Source organism: Fusicatenibacter sp. (genome assembly GCF_050872605.1).
In the GTDB taxonomy this organism is placed as follows: Bacteria; Bacillota; Clostridia; order Lachnospirales; family Lachnospiraceae; genus Fusicatenibacter.
In genome coordinates this window covers 124,005-141,043 of the sequence record NZ_JBNMHD010000002.1, presented here as the reverse complement: position 1 = coordinate 141,043, position 17,039 = coordinate 124,005, and the positions used below count along the sequence as shown (strand labels likewise).

General features: G+C 50.5%; 17 protein-coding genes. 15 read left to right on the top strand and 2 right to left on the bottom strand.

Going from position 1 to position 17,039, the window contains the following annotated elements; translation table 11 throughout:
* Positions 1-6: 6 nt before the first annotated feature.
* Positions 7-369, top strand: a complete 363-nt coding sequence (locus ACY2VT_RS01450; RefSeq protein ID WP_461873151.1) for a YraN family protein — start codon at positions 7-9, stop codon at positions 367-369.
* 16 nt (positions 370-385) lie between these two features.
* The gene (gene pgeF / locus ACY2VT_RS01445) at positions 386-1,237 is read left to right on the top strand and encodes a peptidoglycan editing factor PgeF (protein WP_461876921.1); all 852 of its coding nucleotides are present in this window, start codon (positions 386-388) and stop codon (positions 1,235-1,237) included.
* A gap of 97 nt (positions 1,238-1,334) precedes the next feature.
* Here pgeF and ACY2VT_RS01440 read toward each other — a convergent pair whose 3' ends face one another.
* Complete coding sequence (locus tag ACY2VT_RS01440; protein WP_117509055.1) at positions 1,335-2,498, bottom strand: ribose-phosphate pyrophosphokinase; 1,164 nt, start codon at positions 2,496-2,498, stop codon at positions 1,335-1,337.
* Positions 2,499-2,721: 223 nt separating this feature from the next.
* On the opposite strand from ACY2VT_RS01440, the gene ACY2VT_RS01435 reads away from it, so the two are divergent.
* The 8 genes from ACY2VT_RS01435 (at position 2,722) to ACY2VT_RS01400 (ending at position 11,303) form a co-directional block, all read left to right on the top strand.
* A complete protein-coding gene (locus tag ACY2VT_RS01435; RefSeq protein ID WP_461878624.1) occupies positions 2,722-4,116 on the top strand; it encodes a DUF512 domain-containing protein in 1,395 nt (464 codons plus the stop codon).
* Positions 4,070-5,398, top strand: a complete 1,329-nt coding sequence (gene der, locus ACY2VT_RS01430) for a ribosome biogenesis GTPase Der (protein ID WP_022461518.1) — start codon at positions 4,070-4,072, stop codon at positions 5,396-5,398. The genes ACY2VT_RS01435 and der overlap by 47 nt, the downstream gene beginning before the upstream one ends.
* Positions 5,399-5,404: 6 nt before the next feature.
* Positions 5,405-6,052: a glycerol-3-phosphate 1-O-acyltransferase PlsY gene (plsY, locus tag ACY2VT_RS01425; RefSeq protein WP_461878623.1), complete on the top strand. Its 648-nt coding sequence runs from the start codon at positions 5,405-5,407 to the stop codon at positions 6,050-6,052.
* A gap of 3 nt (positions 6,053-6,055) precedes the next feature.
* The gene (locus ACY2VT_RS01420) at positions 6,056-7,069 is read left to right on the top strand and encodes an NAD(P)H-dependent glycerol-3-phosphate dehydrogenase (RefSeq protein ID WP_022461520.1); all 1,014 of its coding nucleotides are present in this window, start codon (positions 6,056-6,058) and stop codon (positions 7,067-7,069) included.
* 189 nt (positions 7,070-7,258) lie between these two features.
* On the top strand, positions 7,259-8,782 hold the full coding sequence (locus ACY2VT_RS01415) for a 4Fe-4S dicluster domain-containing protein (protein ID WP_022461521.1): 1,524 nt from the start codon (positions 7,259-7,261) through the stop codon (positions 8,780-8,782).
* 25 nt (positions 8,783-8,807) lie between these two features.
* Positions 8,808-9,890 (top strand): ABC transporter substrate-binding protein, encoded by a 1,083-nt coding sequence (locus tag ACY2VT_RS01410; protein ID WP_461878622.1) that lies wholly within the window; start codon positions 8,808-8,810, stop codon positions 9,888-9,890.
* Positions 9,868-10,650 carry an ABC transporter permease gene (locus ACY2VT_RS01405; RefSeq protein ID WP_461878621.1) on the top strand — a complete coding sequence of 261 codons (783 nt, stop codon included), beginning with the start codon at positions 9,868-9,870 and terminating at the stop codon, positions 10,648-10,650. Before ACY2VT_RS01410 ends, ACY2VT_RS01405 begins: the two co-directional genes overlap by 23 nt.
* A complete protein-coding gene (locus ACY2VT_RS01400; RefSeq protein ID WP_461878620.1) occupies positions 10,647-11,303 on the top strand; it encodes an ATP-binding cassette domain-containing protein in 657 nt (218 codons plus the stop codon). Before ACY2VT_RS01405 ends, ACY2VT_RS01400 begins: the two co-directional genes overlap by 4 nt.
* A gap of 48 nt (positions 11,304-11,351) precedes the next feature.
* On the opposite strand, the gene ACY2VT_RS01395 is transcribed toward ACY2VT_RS01400, so the two are convergent.
* Complete coding sequence (locus ACY2VT_RS01395) at positions 11,352-12,173, bottom strand: aldo/keto reductase (RefSeq protein ID WP_461873143.1); 822 nt, start codon at positions 12,171-12,173, stop codon at positions 11,352-11,354.
* A gap of 363 nt (positions 12,174-12,536) precedes the next feature.
* Here ACY2VT_RS01395 and ACY2VT_RS01390 point away from each other — a divergent pair, with 363 nt between their 5' ends.
* From ACY2VT_RS01390 to cooS, 5 genes are all read left to right on the top strand, one after another.
* Entirely contained in the window at positions 12,537-12,887 is a 351-nt protein-coding gene (locus ACY2VT_RS01390) for a hypothetical protein (RefSeq protein ID WP_055218122.1), read from the top strand.
* A 14-nt stretch (positions 12,888-12,901) separates the two neighbouring features.
* A complete protein-coding gene (locus ACY2VT_RS01385; RefSeq protein ID WP_022462432.1) occupies positions 12,902-13,084 on the top strand; it encodes a CooT family nickel-binding protein in 183 nt (60 codons plus the stop codon).
* A gap of 135 nt (positions 13,085-13,219) precedes the next feature.
* Positions 13,220-14,152: a methylenetetrahydrofolate reductase gene (locus tag ACY2VT_RS01380; protein WP_022462431.1), complete on the top strand. Its 933-nt coding sequence runs from the start codon at positions 13,220-13,222 to the stop codon at positions 14,150-14,152.
* 38 nt (positions 14,153-14,190) lie between these two features.
* On the top strand, positions 14,191-14,961 hold the full coding sequence (locus ACY2VT_RS01375; protein ID WP_461878619.1) for an ATP-binding protein: 771 nt from the start codon (positions 14,191-14,193) through the stop codon (positions 14,959-14,961).
* Positions 14,962-15,087: 126 nt separating this feature from the next.
* A complete protein-coding gene (gene cooS / locus ACY2VT_RS01370; RefSeq protein ID WP_461878618.1) occupies positions 15,088-16,980 on the top strand; it encodes an anaerobic carbon-monoxide dehydrogenase catalytic subunit in 1,893 nt (630 codons plus the stop codon).
* Positions 16,981-17,039 lie beyond the last annotated feature (59 nt).

The window sequence follows — 17,039 nt, the reverse complement described above, 5'->3', positions numbered from 1 at the left end:
TCGCATTTGAATCAGCGGGAAGTAGGAACGAGACAGGAGAGCCGTGCGGCAGAATATCTGGAAAGCCTGGGATATCACATTCTGGAGCGGAATTTCCGGTGCCGCTTCGGTGAGATCGACCTGATCGCAGAACAGGACGACACATACGTCTTTATCGAAGTAAAATACCGCACCGGCCGTACCGCCGGAGACCCGGCAAGCGCCGTGGACGGAAAGAAACAGAAGAAAATTTCAAAAACAGCAGATTACTACCGCATGCTCCACCAGATCCCGATGGATGTGCCCTGCCGCTTCGACGTCGTGGCAGAGACACCGGAGGAGATCCGCGTCTATGCGAACGCGTTTTATTATCAGGGGAGCGGCTGGTAGGAAGGGAGTTTTTATGATGCCAATTCAATGGAAACAAAACGATAAAAAAACGATGCATGTCAACGAGGCGGAAAACGGCGTGGTCTATCTGACCTGGCCGGCGATTGAGAAAATTGAGGGCATCCGCCATGCATTTTCCACACGGATCGGCGGGGTGAGTAAGGAACATCTCTCCAGCATGAATCTCAGCTTTTCGCGCGGCGACGATCCGGCAAATGTGCGGGAGAATTACAGAAGATTCTGCGAGGCGGCGGGATTTAAAGCGGAAAACATTGTTACCTCCGACCAGACTCACACGACGAATGTCCGTTACGTGACAAAGGCGGACTGCGGCAGCGGCGTGACAAGAGACCGCGATTTCCACGATATCGACGGCATGATCACCGACGAGCCGGGCGTCGTGCTTGCAACGTTTTATGCGGACTGTGTGCCGCTCTATTTTGTCGACCCGGTGCACCGTGCAATCGGACTTTCCCATTCCGGCTGGCGCGGAACGGTCCACAAAATGGGACAGGCAACGCTCGATGCGATGCACGAACGGTTTGGAACAGAAGCAAAAGATGTGATCGCAGCCGTCGGCCCGTCGATCTGCCAGGACTGCTACGAGGTGAGCGGTGACGTGATCGAAGAGTTCCGGGCAGCATTCCCGGAAACATTGCATGAGAAACTGTTCTACGGAAAACCAGATGGAAAATACCAGTTAAATCTCTGGGAGGCGAATCATCAGATCCTTCTTGCGGCAGGAGTGCCGGAGAAGCAGATTCATCTGCCGAACCTCTGCACCTGCTGCAACCCGGATTTCCTGTATTCCCACCGTGCATCGAAGGGAAAAAGAGGAAACCTCGCGGCATTCCTTTCCCTGGTCTGAAAACAGGATCGAAAACAGAATAGGAAGCATCAAAAAACGGACCTGGAAAAAACAGATCCGTTTTTTTGCTGTATGCATCCGGCGGACACAAAATCGATTATCTGTGTTTTGCCAGCAGCTTATTGATTTTCTCTGTCGTAGACTGTACTTTTGCAACGGATACGTCGTGGTTCAGCGTATCGATGATGCTTGCCATATATTTGCTCATCTCAGCCGGCTCATACCAAGGACGGGAAACGAGTTCCGGTGTACGGTAGGTCAGGTCGGTGGTGATGACTTTGCTGATATAGCCTTTCTCATAGTAAGCATCGAATTTCTCCAGACCGTCGGTGAAGAGGCCGAAGGTGGTGCAGACAAAGACGTGGTCAGCGCCGCGCTCTTTGACCTGTTTTGCAACGTCGAGCATACTCTCACCGGAGGAGATCATATCGTCGATGATGACAACATCTTTTCCTGCTACGGAATCGCCGAGGAACTCATGTGCCACGATCGGGTTCTTTCCGTTTACGATGGTGGAGTAATCTCTTCTCTTATAGAACATACCCATATCGACGCCGAGCACATTGGAGAAGTATACGGCACGCGCCATCGCTCCCTCGTCCGGGCTGATGATCATCAGATGATCGTTGTCGATCGTCAGATCGGGAACGGAACGAAGAAGGGCTTTTAAAAACTGGTAGGTTGGCATGAAGTTGTCAAAGCCGCCGAGCGGAATTGCGTTCATGACACGAGGATCGTGTGCGTCGAAGGTGATAAAGTTGGAAACACCCATGTTCATCAGCTCCTGCAGAGCAAGTGCGCAGTCGAGAGACTCACGTTTGGTGCGCTTATGCTGTCTTCCTTCATAAATGAAAGGCATGATTACGTTGATCCGGTGTGCTTTTCCGGTTGCAGCAGCGATGATACGTTTCAGATCCTGATAATGGTCATCTGGTGACATGTGGTTCTCGTAGCCGCAGACCTTGTAGGTGATGCTGTAGTTGCAGACATCAACCAGGATGTAAAGATCGGCACCGCGGACGGATTCGTTGATCTTTCCTTTTGCTTCGCCGGAACCGAAACGCGGGCACTCGCAGTCAATCAGAAAAGAATCCTCAGAATATCCGGAAAAGGAAACCCCGTTGCGGCGCTCGGCGAGCTCTTTACGGAACTGAACCAGATACGCATCAACTTTTTTTGCCATTTCCATACTGCCCGGCAGAGCTGCGAGCTTTAACGGAGCAACCGGAATGGAATTTTCAAGTAAATCTAAATTAGCCATACAAACCTCCAGTAATCGACATTTTTTACAAACCATTTACTTCCTATTTATATCATCTTGGGAAAGGGCGCGTCAAGCAAAAAACGAAAGAATCCTTGCTTTTTGTGCAGGTTGTTGTTATTATAATGGATGAATGTCCGGAAGGTATGCAAAAAAAGCACGCTTTTTACTGGGCAAAGAGAAGTTATAAAGAAGTAAATGGAAAGGCCAAAACGTAAGATCTGTGAAAAACAAGACGAAACACATTATCAAGACAATAGAACCGGGCAGTATTGCCGAAGAACTGGAACTCGAACCGGGCGATGAACTGCTCCGCGTGAACGGGGAAATCATCGAGGACGTCTTCGATTACCACTTCCAGACCAACGATACGTATCTGGAACTCACGATCCGGAAAAAGGACGGCGAGGAATGGGACCTGGAAATCGAAAAAGAGTATGACGAGGAAATCGGCATCACATTCGAGAACGAGTTCATGGATCAGTACCGTTCCTGCAGCAACAACTGCATTTTCTGCTTCATCGATCAGATGCCGCCGGGAATGCGTCCCACCTTGTATTTTAAGGATGACGATTCGCGTCTGTCCTTCCTGCAGGGAAACTATATTACACTGACCAACATGAGCGACCACGATATCGACCGGATTATCCGCTACCATCTGGCACCGATCAATATTTCGTTCCAGACAACGAACCCGGAGCTCCGCTGCAAAATGCTGCACAACCGTTTTGCGGGCAATATCTTTCCGAAGGTCCAGCGCCTTTACGAGGCGGGAATCGAGATGAACGGACAGATTGTGCTCTGCAAGGGATACAACGACGGCGCAGAGCTGGAGCGCAGTATTTCGGATCTGTCAAAATATCTGCCGCATCTGAAAAGTGTTTCGGTTGTCCCGGTCGGACTTTCGAAGTACCGCGACGGACTGGCGCCTCTGGAACCGTTTACCAGGGAGGATGCAAAAGAAGTTCTTGCCACGATTCACAAATGGCAGAAAAAGCTGTATGAACAGTGGGGACTTCACTTTATCCATGCCGGTGATGAATGGTATCTGCTGGCAGAAGAGCCGATCCCGGAGGAGGAAAATTACGATGGCTATATCCAGCTGGAAAACGGAGTGGGAATGCTCCGGCTTCTGGAGGACGAGGTTGCGGAAGAACTTTCGAAACGAGAAGGGGACGGCCGTCACCGCCATGTAACGATTGCGACCGGAAAAGCTGCGGCGCCGTCGTTGGAAAAACACATGCAGAAAATTCGTGAAAAATATCCGAATGTACAGGCGGAGGTTGTCACGATTATCAACTATTTCTTTGGAGAATCCATTACCGTATCCGGTCTGATTACCGGAAAGGATCTGATGGAGCAGTTAGAGGGAAGAGATCTTGGCGACTGCCTGCTGCTTCCGTGCAACATGCTCCGTTCGGGAAAAAACGTCTTTCTCGACGATGTGACGGTGGAAGAGGTGGAAGAGCGCCTGAAAACACCGGTACAGATTATCGATGAGCCGGGCAGCGACCTGGTGAAAGCCGTTGTGGAGGAAAACCAGGAGATGATACACAGAAGGAGAACAATGTATGAGCAAGCCGATTGTAGCAATTGTGGGCCGGCCGAACGTGGGTAAATCCACCCTGTTTAATGTATTAGCCGGAGACAATATTTCGATTGTAAAAGACACACCGGGTGTAACCCGTGACCGCATCTATGCCGACGTAGAGTGGCTGAACCACAAATTTACGCTGGTAGACACCGGCGGTATTGAGCCGGAATCCAAAGATATCATTCTCTCCCAGATGAGAGACCAGGCACAGATCGCCATTGATACCGCAAATGTCATCATCTTCATCACTGACGTCCGTCAGGGCCTTGTAGATGCCGATGCAAAAGTAGCTGATATGCTCAGAAGAAGCCGCAAGCCGGTTGTGCTGGTGGTCAACAAAGTCGACAACTTCGACCGTCAGATGATGGATGTTTATGAATTCTATAACCTCGGCATCGGAGAGCCGCACGCCATTTCCGCATCCGGAAAGCTCGGCATCGGAGATATGCTCGATGAGGTGACAGGATACTTTGATCCGGAGATGGAAAACGAGGAGGAGAGCGAGATTCCGCGCATCGCCATTGTTGGAAAACCGAACGTCGGAAAATCCTCCCTGGTCAACAAACTGCTGGGTTCGAACCGTGTTATCGTATCCGATATCGCCGGAACGACGCGCGATGCGATCGATACCACGATCATGCACAATGGAAATGAATATATTTTCATCGATACCGCAGGCCTTCGAAAGAAAAACAAGATCAAAGAGGAGCTGGAGCGGTACAGCATCATCCGTACCGTATCTGCCGTAGAGCGTGCCGATGTCGTTGTTCTTCTGATCGATGCAACCGAGGGTGTCACCGAGCAGGATGCCAAAATTGCCGGTATCGCCCATGAGCGTGGAAAAGGTATGATCATTGCGGTAAATAAATGGGATGCCTTGGAAAAAGATGACAAGACGATCTACCGCTTTACCGAAAAAGTAAGAAATACATTGGCTTACATGCCGTACGCAGAGCTTCTTTTTATCTCTGCGAAGACAGGACAGCGTCTTCCGAAGCTGTTCGAGACGATCGACATGGTTCTGCAGTACCAGAACCTGCGCGTACAGACCGGTGTCCTGAACGAGATTCTGACCGAGGCAATGGCAATGCAGCAGCCGCCGTCAGACCGTGGAAAACGACTGAAAATCTACTATATGACACAGGTTTCGGTCAAACCGCCGACATTTGTTATTTTCGTCAACGACAAAGAACTGATGCATTTCTCCTACGTTCGATATCTGGAGAATAAAATCAGAGAGTCGTTCGGTTTCCGCGGCACACCGCTGAAATTCATCATCAGAGAACGAAAAGAGAAGGAGCAGTAAAGAGTTATGGTACGGATCATATGCCTTTTGATCGGATACGCATTTGGCCTTTTTCAGACCTCATATCTTTATGGAAGGACGAAGGGAATTGATATCCGGGAACACGGCAGCGGAAACGCAGGAACGACCAACGCGCTCCGGACTTTAGGGAAAAAAGCAGGCGCCATCACGCTTGCCGGCGACTGCATCAAATGCATTCTGGCGGTCCTGACGGTACGCCTGATCTTCGGTGCATCGCACCCGGAAATGCTGAAACTGCTGACGGTGTATGCTGCGGCCGGAACGATTCTCGGCCACAACTTCCCGTTTTACTTAGGCTTCCGCGGCGGAAAAGGAATCGCTGCGACCGCGGGTCTGATTATCTCGTTTGACTGGAGAATCACGCTGGTCTGTGCAGCGCTGTTTTTCCTGAATCTTGCAGTAACACACTATGTTTCCCTCGGTTCCATGATGGTTTACGTTGTCTTTTTTGCAATGGCCGTTATCATGGGACAGGCGGGCTGCTTTGCGCTGGAACCGCCGTATCTCTATGAGATGTACGTGGTGATCGCACTTCTTGCCGTGCTTGCCTTCTGGGAGCACCGTGCAAACATCAAGCGTCTCATCGCGGGAACAGAGCGGAAAACGTATTTATCCAAAAAGTCGGAGAAATAAAATATGGCAAAGATTAGCATCATCGGAGCGGGAAGCTGGGGAACCGCCCTCGGCCTCCTGCTCTGCAACAACGGGCATGACGTGACGATCTGCTCGGAAAATGAAAAGGAAATTGAGAGCTTAAAGGAACACAGAGAGCATCTGACGAAGCTTCCGGGCGTAAAACTGCCGGATGAAATGAAGTTCACCTGCGATGTGCGCGGCTCCCTTTCCGGACAGGACATCCTTGTGATGGCAAAAGCATCCCCGTACGTGCGAACCACATGTAAAAAGTATGCGGCGGATATTCCGGACGGCCAGCTCATCGTCAATGTGGCAAAAGGCGTGGAAGCCGATACCCTGATGACGATGTCTCAGATCATCGAGGAGGAAGTGCCGGGAGCGAATGTCGTTGTTCTCTCCGGACCGAGCCACGCAGAGGAAGTCGGCCGCGGCCTGCCGACCACGATCGTTGTCGGCGCGCATGACCGCGAGAGCGCACTGTATGTGCAGAATGTGTTCATGAGTCCTGTCTTCCGCGTTTACACAAGCCCGGACATCACGGGAATTGAACTTGGCGGAGCTCTGAAAAATGTCATCGCACTGGCAGCCGGAACGGCGGATGGTCTTGGCTACGGCGACAATACGAAAGCGGCTCTGATTACCCGCGGGATCGCGGAAATTGCACGGCTCGGCACGGCGATGGGTGCCCATGCGGAAACCTTCTACGGTCTTTCCGGTATCGGCGACCTGATTGTAACGTGTGCTTCCGTTCACAGCCGGAACCGGAAAGCCGGATACCTGATCGGCCAGGGCAGAACGATGCAGCAGGCGATGGATGAAGTTCAGATGATCGTCGAGGGCGTCTATTCCGCAAAAGCGGGTCTTACCCTGTCGAAAAAATTCGGAATCGAAACGCCGATCATTCAGGCAGTCAATCAGGTTCTGTTTGAAAACAAAAACCCGAAACAGGCTGTGGATGAACTGATGCAGCGTATGAAAAAAGACGAACTCGCCCCGGATCTCTGGGAGCGGTAAAAATAAGAAACCTGTCACTTCTGTGAAATGATACAGAGACGGCAGGTTCTTTTTTTGTGCAGACCGAAATTTTTTCGGCAAAAATACGGGAAAAAGATGACAATACTTTCGAAATCAAGTATAGTAATAGAAAGCGGAATAATTTTAACTGAAAAGATGCGGAGGAAAATACGGCAGGAGGAAGAAAGAATGAGAGGAGTAGAAACAAGAATTCAGGAAATCCGCCATGCCATTTTTACGGAAGTTGCAAAAATGGCGTATGACGTGGACTCTCCGGTGGAAAAGACGATCGAGGAAATTCCTTACCGTGTAATTCCCGGTGAGGTCGGAAATTTTAGAAATGATGTGTTTCTGGAGCGGGCGATTGTAGGAGAGCGGCTTCGCCTTGCAATGGGACTTCCGTGCAGAAGCGCGGCAGAGCACGCCCCGATCTCGGACAATATCAAACTGGCGGACCAGGCGGAGACGTATTATACACCGCCGCTCATTAATGTCATCAAATTTGCATGCAACGCCTGTCATGAAAAACGGGTTCTGATCACGGAGGGATGTCAGGGGTGTCTTGCACATCCGTGCGTGGAAGTCTGTCCGAAAAAGGCCATTACGCTGGACCGCACCAATGGACGATCCTATATTGATCAGGATAAATGCGTCAAATGTGGTCAGTGTGCCAAAGTATGCGGATACCAGGCTATTATCATTCAGGAGCGTCCGTGTGCGAGAGCCTGCGGAATGGATGCCATCGGTTCAGATGAGAACGGAAAAGCGGATATCGATTACGAGAAATGTGTATCCTGCGGCCAGTGTCTCGTCAACTGCCCGTTCGGCGCTATTTCGGACAAATCCCAGATCTTCCAGGTAATCCGTGCGATCCAGTCGGGAGAGCGCGTCTATGCAGCGCTGGCACCGGCGTTTGTCGGCCAGTTCGGACCGAAAGTAACGCCTGGAAAACTGCGTGCGGCGATGAAAAAGCTCGGTTTTGCGGATGTCTTTGAAGTTGCGATCGGAGCGGATCTCTGTGCGGCACAGGAGGCAGAGGATTTTGTGAACGAAGTTCCGGAGAAACTGCCGTTTATGGCGACATCCTGCTGTCCGGCCTGGTCTGTAATGGCGAAGAAACTGTTCCCGGATTACGCAAACTGTATCTCGATGGCACTGACTCCGATGACGCTGACGGCGCGTCTGATCAAGAAACACAATCCGAATGCGAAGGTTGTCTTTGTCGGACCGTGTGCGGCGAAAAAACTGGAGGCCATGCGCCGGTCTGTCCGCAGTGAGGTGGACTTCGTTCTGACGTTTGAAGAGATGTCGGGCATTTTCGATGCGCGCCAGGTAGATGTGAGCGCACTCGAGGAAGATCCGGACGGTGTCAGCGATGCATCCGTGGACGGACGTAACTTTGCTGTATCGGGCGGCGTTGCAAAATCCGTGGAGAATGTGATCCGTGAAAAATATCCGGACCGCGAGATCAAGATGGCAAATGCAGAAGGCTTAAAGGAATGCCGGAAACTGCTGACGATGGCAAAAGCCGGAAAGTACAACGGTTATCTTCTTGAAGGCATGGCCTGTCCGGGCGGATGCGTGGCAGGAGCCGGCACGATGCAGTCAATCAAAAAGTCGCAGGCGGCAGTCAACAAATATGCGGCGCAGGCAAAACACAAGATTTCCAGCCAGACAGAATATGTAAAAGAACTGGACAAACTGGTAGACTAAAAAGAACAGCAAGGTGGAGACAAAAATGAAAAAGAAAAGAAAGATGGGCTTTGCGGCAGCGATTCTTGCAATAGTACTTCTGTTTGCAGGATGTGGCCAGACAGAGACAAAGACGGAGAGCAGCGGGAAAGAAAGCGCGGTATCAGAGAGCACGGAATCCGGGAGTACACAGGCGGAAAGTAGCACAGCAGCATCGGAAGCAGAAGATGAGACACTGGTCCATGTGCTTGCATTAAAGGGACCGACTGCCATGGGAATGGTAAAAATGATGAGCGATAACGACAGCAAAGAGTCACCTGCGGACACGTTTGAACTTGCCGCTGCCCCGGATGAGGTCAGCGCAAAACTGGTACAGGGTGAGGTGGATATCGCCGCAGTTCCGGCGAACCTTGCAAGTGTACTCTACAACAAGACGAACGGCGGTGTACAGGTGCTCGCAGTCAATACGCTCGGTGTCCTTTATATCGTCGAGGACGGCGATACCGTACATTCCATTGCGGATCTGAAAGGCAGAACCATTTATGCGAGCGGCAAAGGTGCAACTCCGGAGTATGCTTTGAATTATATCCTCGAAAAGAACGGCCTCGTACCGGGTGGGGACGTAACGATCGAGTGGAAGAGCGAACACGCCGAGTGCGTGGCGGCACTTGCAGAAGATGCCGATGGAATCGCCATGCTGCCGCAGCCGTTTGTAACGACGGCCCAGGCGAAAAAAGAAACGCTGCGCACCGCACTTGATCTGACCGAAGAATGGAACAAAATCCAGGAGTCCGAAGGAACAGCGAGCACACTGGTGACGGGCGTTACCGTTGTACGCACTGCATTTGCCAAGGAGCACCCAAAAGCAGTTGCAGAGTTCATGGAAGCCTATCAGGCATCCGTATCCTACGTAACCGAAAACACCGATGAGGCGGCAAAACTGATCGGGGATTATGACATTGTTCCGGAGGCGGTCGCAAAGAAAGCGCTTCCGGCATGCAACATTGTCTGCATCACCGGTGATGAGATGAAAGAGAAGCTTTCCGGTTATCTCGGTGTGCTCAAAGACCAGAATCCGGAGGCAGTCGGAGGAGAACTTCCAGGAGATGACTTCTATTATTCCGAATAAAAACAAAAAAGAGAAACAGAGAAAAACGAAGCTCTGGCCGATCGTGTTCTGGCTTATGATCTGGCAGGCGGCAAGCGTTTTTGTCGGGCAGGAGATCCTTCTGGCATCTCCTGCCGCTGTTTTGAAACGCCTTTTTACGCTTGTGACAGAACCGGTCTTCTGGCAGTCCCTGCTGTTTTCCGGAGCACGCATCGGAGCCGGATTTCTTCTCGGCGCGGCGGCGGGAATTGCAGGAGCTGCACTTGCCGGCAGGTTTTCCATTGCAGAAGAACTCCTGACGCCGCTGGTTGCAGCAGTAAAAGCAGTTCCGGTCGCTTCGTTCGTGATTCTGATCCTGATCTGGGTTTCATCGAAGAATCTTTCTGTTGTGATTTCGTTTCTGATGGTATTTCCGATCCTGTATACGAACACGCGGAACGGCCTGCGGGAACTGGACACAGCGCTTTTGGAGATGACAGACGTTTTTCAGGTTCCGTGGCCGGTGCGGCTGCGCTGGGTGATCCTTCCGCAGCTGTACCCGTATATCCGGACGGGATGCTCGCTTTCCCTCGGCCTCTGCTGGAAGGCCGGAACGGCCGCGGAAGTAATCGGCATTCCGAACCGATCCATCGGAGAGCATCTGTATCAGGCAAAAATATATCTCGACACACCGGGACTCTTTGCCTGGACGGCAGCGATCGTGTGCGTCAGCTTCTGTCTTGAAAAAGCTGTTTTAAAAGGAATGGATCTTGCAGAAAAAAGGATGCTGGTGATGAAATGAGAGAAGATACGATTGAAATCTGTCATCTGAAAAAAGCGTATGGAGAACATGTTATTTTTTCGGATCTTACGATGGAACTGAAAAAAGGAGCAGTGACCTGTCTGATGGCGCCTTCCGGGGCGGGAAAGACAACCCTGCTGCGGATTCTGGCAGGCCTGGAACAGGCGGACGGCGGAAACATCGGGGGACTGGAAGCTTTAAGGAAAAGTATGGTTTTTCAGGAACCACGGCTGGCGGAAGAACTGACAGCCGCAGCTAATATCCAGCTCGCGGTAAGACGTCGCATGTTTGGAAAAGAAAAAAGAAGCTCCTGTCATCTTGCGGAGGAGATGGAGGAACTCGGCCTTTCGGGCTGTGAAAATCAGGCTGTATCGGAACTGTCGGGCGGCATGCGCCAGCGGGTGGCGGTTCTGCGGGCCATGCGCATGGACGCGGATTTCATTCTTCTGGATGAGCCGTTCCGGGGACTGGATGCGGGGACGAAAAAGAAAACGATGGACTATATCCGCAGAAAGGGAAAAGAAAAAACAATGCTTCTGGTCACACATGATTTAGAAGAAGTCGGAGCAATGGGGGACTGGATCTGCACCTGCAGCAGGCTGGATGGTACCCTCGAAATAAAGAAAAACAGAAAAAGCAGCACAGAAATCTGAAACGGAAAGAAACAGATTTTCTATGCTGCTTTTTCTGTGAATCCGCAGCTACAGCAGGTCATCCGGGATAGAAGCAGAACGGAGCTGTTCATCCATTGTGTCGATGAGCGCCATGTCGGCTTCAGAAAGATCAAAGTCGAAGACATCCGCGTTGGCAAAGATGCGGTCCGGCTGTGTCGATTTCGGGATGACACTGATGCCCTGCTGAACGAGGTAGCGGAGGCCGATCTGCGCTTCGGTGCGTACATATTTTTCAGCCAGCTGCTGCATAATCTCACGGTTCAGGTAAAGGCCTCTTGCAAGCGGCGCATACGCCTGAACAGCGATTCCATGCGAGCGGCAGAAAGCGATGAGCGGTTTCCGGTTCCAGAGCGGATGGCATTCGATCTGGTTGACGGCCGGAATGACGCCGGAAAATTCAAAGAGGGCAGTAAGATGCGATTCCTCGAAGTTGCTGACGCCGATTGATTTTGCACGCCCGGATTCGCGGATTTTTTCGAGTGCGCGCCATGTCTCCGGGTAGCAGCCCGGCACCGGCCAGTGGATCAGGTAAAGATCAACGTAGTCGAGACGGAGCCGGTCGAGACTGCGGTTGAAGGCACCTTCGATATCGCCGACCCGCTGCGCTGTATTCCAGACCTTTGTGGTAATAAAAAAATCTTCCCGCGGAATCCCGCTTGCGCGGATCCCGCGGCCGATGCTGTCCTCATTTTTATAGGAGGAGGCGGTATCAATCAGACGGTAGCCGTATTTTGCCGCGGTGACAATTGCTTTTTCTGCCTCTTTTTCTGTCGATTTGTAAGTGCCAAGCCCCAGAAGCGGCATCGCTCTGCCGTCGTTCAATGTAATGGTTGGAATAGAAAGTGCCATGAAAACCCTCCGTATCTTGAATCAAAAAAAGATTCTGCCGTATTTCTCTCATAAATACCGTAAGTATAACATGAAATTTTAAAGAAATCAGACCAAATATATTAAAAAAGTTTAACACAATTGAAAAATGAAAAAAATAACAAGCCCTGTAAGAAAAAAGGAGGACGCCAGGGCAGACTGTACGGCGAATTGTACAGAAATTTTGTGGAGGCCGTATTGATTTTGTGCATGAAATAGAGTATAATAAACTCGAATTGATATTTATTTATCATTCCCTGTACAATCTGCAGGACGTTTCAGGAAAACAAAAAGCGGACGAAACGGACGGCAGAGGAGAAAAACGGGGACAGAGGAGGCCATATTATGCATTTATTATATGACGAGAATGGAAATCCCATTCCGCACGGCGCTCACGACGAGCACCATCATCACCATGACCATCATCACGAGGGAGAAGACTGCGGACATGCCTGCAATGCATGCGGTTCCGAAGAAAAATGCAAGGACGAGAATCTTGCACTTTTAACCTATATGCTGCAGCACAATGAACATCACGCAGCAGAACTCGACGAGATGGCCGACAAACTGGAAAAAGCCGGAATGGCGGACGCCGCAAAACAGATCCGGGAGGGAGTATCCGATTTTCAGAAAGGCAATATGCGCCTGTCTCTGGCACTGACGCTTGTAAAAGAGCATTTGAAAGAAGTTAAGTAGAGGAGGCGTAAGCTATGTGCCTTGCAACGGTATACAAAAATCCGGAAAACACAGTTGTCTGTAAAAATGTGAGCCGCATCGATGTCGATGGAGAATACGTTCTGATCCGTGACATCATGGGCGAGGAAATCAGACTGCAGGGCAAGATCAAAATGGTTGATCTTGCAAACAGCATCGTAGAGCTGGACTGTGAATGATAATTGGCAGACGGAGCCAGTTATTTGTAAAAGCGGTTTTAAGAACCCGGGTTCTGCAAATCGGAACGAAACAGAACAAGCGAACCGGGACTTAGAATAGGAATATATCATATTAAAGCGGAGGTAAATTGAATTATGAAACTTTCAGAAGAGATGAAAAACAAGACTCTTCTGTCTTTTGAGCTGTTCCCGCCAAAGACAGAGAAAGGACTGCAGAATCTGCCGGGTACCATCGACCACTTGATGAAGTACAACCCGTCTTACATTTCCTGTACATACGGAGCAGGCGGCGGAAACGTCGGAGCAAACCGTGAAGTATGTCAGATGATCAAAAATGCCGGAACTACACCGGTTACTCATTTCACCGTTATCAAAAACACAAAAGAAGGAATCAAAGAGCAGCTGGATCAGTATTTAGCTGACGGCGTAGACCACATGCTGGCACTGCGCGGCGATATCCCGCTTGGCGAGACCACAACCTGCGGCGACTTTGACTACGCTACCGATCTTGTAAAATTCGTACGCGATACCTACGGCGACAAATTCGAAATCGCTGTTGCAGGATCTCCGGAAGGCCACATCTCCTGCAGAAGCCTGGAGTCTGATATCGCAGTCCTGAAACAGAAACAGGACAACGGCGCAGACTACATCATGACTCAGCTCTGCTGGGATATGGAGCAGTTCAAATACTGGCTGGATGCAATCCGCAAAGCCGGAATCACCATGCCGGTAGACGTTGGAGTTATGCCGATCCTGGATCAGGCAGCTACCATCAACATGGCACTTTCCAGAAACGGCTGTGTTATGGACAGAGAGCTTTCCAGAATGATCTCCAGACACTGGCTGTTCCCGAACCCATTTGCAGCAAAAGACGCAGAGGGCAAACCGTTCGACGTATTCTACGACAAGAAAGTTGCAGAGTTCAAAGAAGAGGGTATCGAGTATACCGTAAAACAGATCGATGCTTACCGTGCACTCGGTGTCAACGGAATCCATCTGTATGCACTGAACAAATGGAAAGACGTATCCGAAATCATCGACAGATCCGGTCTTTGCACACTGGTTTAATGAATTAATTACTTGAATTTGGGAGGCATCCGATTTTTATGGCACACGTAATAGCTGTCGCCGGAAAGGGCGGCGTTGGAAAAACAACATTATGCGGCTTGCTGATCCAGTATCTCTGCGAGTCAGGAAAAGGTCCTGTTCTTGCGGTTGATGCGGACGCAAACTCAAACCTGAATGAGGTACTCGGTGTAGAAGTGGAAGCTACCCTTGGAGATATCCGGGAGGAGATTGCCCGTGCAGAGATGGCATCCAAAAACCCGATTCCGGCAGGCATGAGCAAGGCAGATTATGCGGAATTTAAATTTGCAGGCGCTCTGACGGAGGAAGATGATTTTGACCTGCTTGTGATGGGAAGAACACAGGGAAAAGGCTGCTACTGCTTCGTCAATGGACTTCTGCAGAATCAGCTTGCCAAGCTGTATCCGAATTACCCCTTCATGGTTGTGGATAACGAGGCAGGCATGGAGCATATCAGCCGTGGTATACTTCCGGGCATGGATACAGCTATTCTGGTCAGTGACTGCTCAAGAAGAGGAGTACAGGCCGCTGCGAGAATCGCGGAGCTGATCAAAGGATGCGATATGAAGCCGAAGCAGGTAGGACTGATCATAAATCGCGCGCCGAATGGCGTGTTAAATGAGGGAACCCGTGAGGAAATTGAAAAACAGGGATTAACTCTCCTTGGCGTTGTTCCGCACGATGATCAGGTTTATGAATATGATTGCGACGGAAAACCAACCGTACGTCTGCCGGAAGACTCTCCGGTACGCGCGGCATTAAAGAAAATCGTAGAAAACCTTGATTTATAAAAACAGATGATCTGCCCTCCGCTCTGTACGCGCTGCAGACGGAGGGATATTTCAAAAGTAAAATATCCCCCATGGGAGGATGTTTTTACCATAAAAATATTAAAATACAATCTTGAGGAGGACAAGATGAGCGAATTCAAATTAACAAGCGTAGAAGAATTCGAACAGGCCACCAATGAGCTCCTGGAAAATGGTGCAAAAGTTGGCGCTGACGCATGGCAGTTTCGTGTAAAAAACCAGACCCCGCACTGTAAATTCGGTGAGCAGGGAACCTGCTGCCGTATCTGTACGATGGGACCTTGCCGTATTACACCAAAGGCACCGAGAGGAATCTGCGGATGCGATGTACACGGTATTGTAGGACGTAACTTCCTGCGCTTTACAGCAGGCGGTTCTGCTACCCATTCCGATCACGGCCGTGAAATCTGCCATACTCTGCATGAGGCAGATCCAAACGGAAGCTATAAAGTAAAAGATCCTGAGAAACTGATCCGCCTGGCAAAAGAGTGGGGCGTAGAGTACGAAGGAAAAGATATCTACGATCTGGCACATGAAATGTCCGAGCTGGCTCTTTTAGAGTATGGTAAACCGTTCGGAACACAGAGATTCCTGAAACGTGCTCCGCAGCATACGCAGGAGATCTGGGAGAGAGAAGAAATCGCACCGCGTGCGATCGACCGTGAGGTTGCATGTTCTCTTCATATGACTCATATGGGATGTTCTTCCCTTCCGGAAGCACTCGTTCGCCAGTCCCTTCGTTCCGGACTTTCCGATGGATGGGGCGGCTCCATGATGGGTACCGAGTTCTCTGACGTACTGTTCGGAACTCCAAAGCCGGTTGAAACAGAGGCAAACCTTGGCGTTATGAAAGAAGATGAAGTAAATATCATCGTTCATGGCCATGACCCGTCACTTTCCGAGATGATCTGCGAATACGCAGACGATCCGGAGATGATCGCATATGCAAAAGAAATGGGAGCAAAGGGAATCAACGTAGCAGGTGTCTGCTGTACTTCCAACGAGGTAGCAATGCGCCGCGGCGTGCCGATGGCAGGTAACTTCCTGCAGCAGGAAAACGTGGTACTGACCGGTGCCTGCGAGGCCATCGTTGTTGACGTACAGTGTATTTTCCCGGCACTTGGACCTTTAAGCAAATGCTTCCATACTAAATTCGTTACCACCAGCCCGATTGCGCAGATGCCGGATGCAGAATACATTCGTTTCAACGCAAAAACAGCAGGTGAGAATGCAAAAGCCATCGTAAAAATGGCAATTGAAAACTTTAAAAACCGGAAACCGGAGCTGGTACATATCCCGCATATGAAGCAGAAAGCAACCGTTGGATACTCTGTTGAGTCCATCATCAAGACTCTGGATAAAGTAACCAATTCCCAGGTTGACCAGACCGGAACTCTGATGCCGCTGTGGCAGTGTGTGGCATCCGGCGTTATCCGCGGTGCAGTTGCCATGGTAGGATGCAACAACCCGAAAGTCCGTCCGGACACCGCTCACATCGAGCTGATGAAGAAGCTGATTGCGCACGACGTTATCATCGTTGCTTCCGGATGCTCTGCACAGGCAGCAGCAAGAGCAGGTCTGATGGACAAACGTGCCAAAGATCTCTGCGGTGCAGGTCTGAAACGTGTCTGCGAGCTGGCTGATATCCCGCCGGTACTCCACATGGGATCCTGCGTTGATATCTCCCGTATGATGGTTCTTGTAGCAGAACTTGCTAAAATCGGTAATGTCAATATTTCCCAGCTTCCGGTTGTCGGATGTGCTCCGGAGTGGATGTCTGAGAAAGCAGTTTCTATCGGAAACTATGTTGTAGCAACCGGTATCGATACTTACCTTGGCGTAGAGCCGTACGTATCCGGATCCACTGAGGTAACAGGACTTCTGACCAACGGTGTCCGCGACTGGGTTGAGGCAGCTTACACAGTAGAAAAAGACATCGACAAGCTGGGCGATGCAATGCTCGCACGAATCGAAGAGAAACGTGCCGCACTCGGCGTATAAAAAGGACAGGGCGGTCCCTGACGTAAAAAGAGACCGCCCTTTTTGAAGTGAAAAGGTGT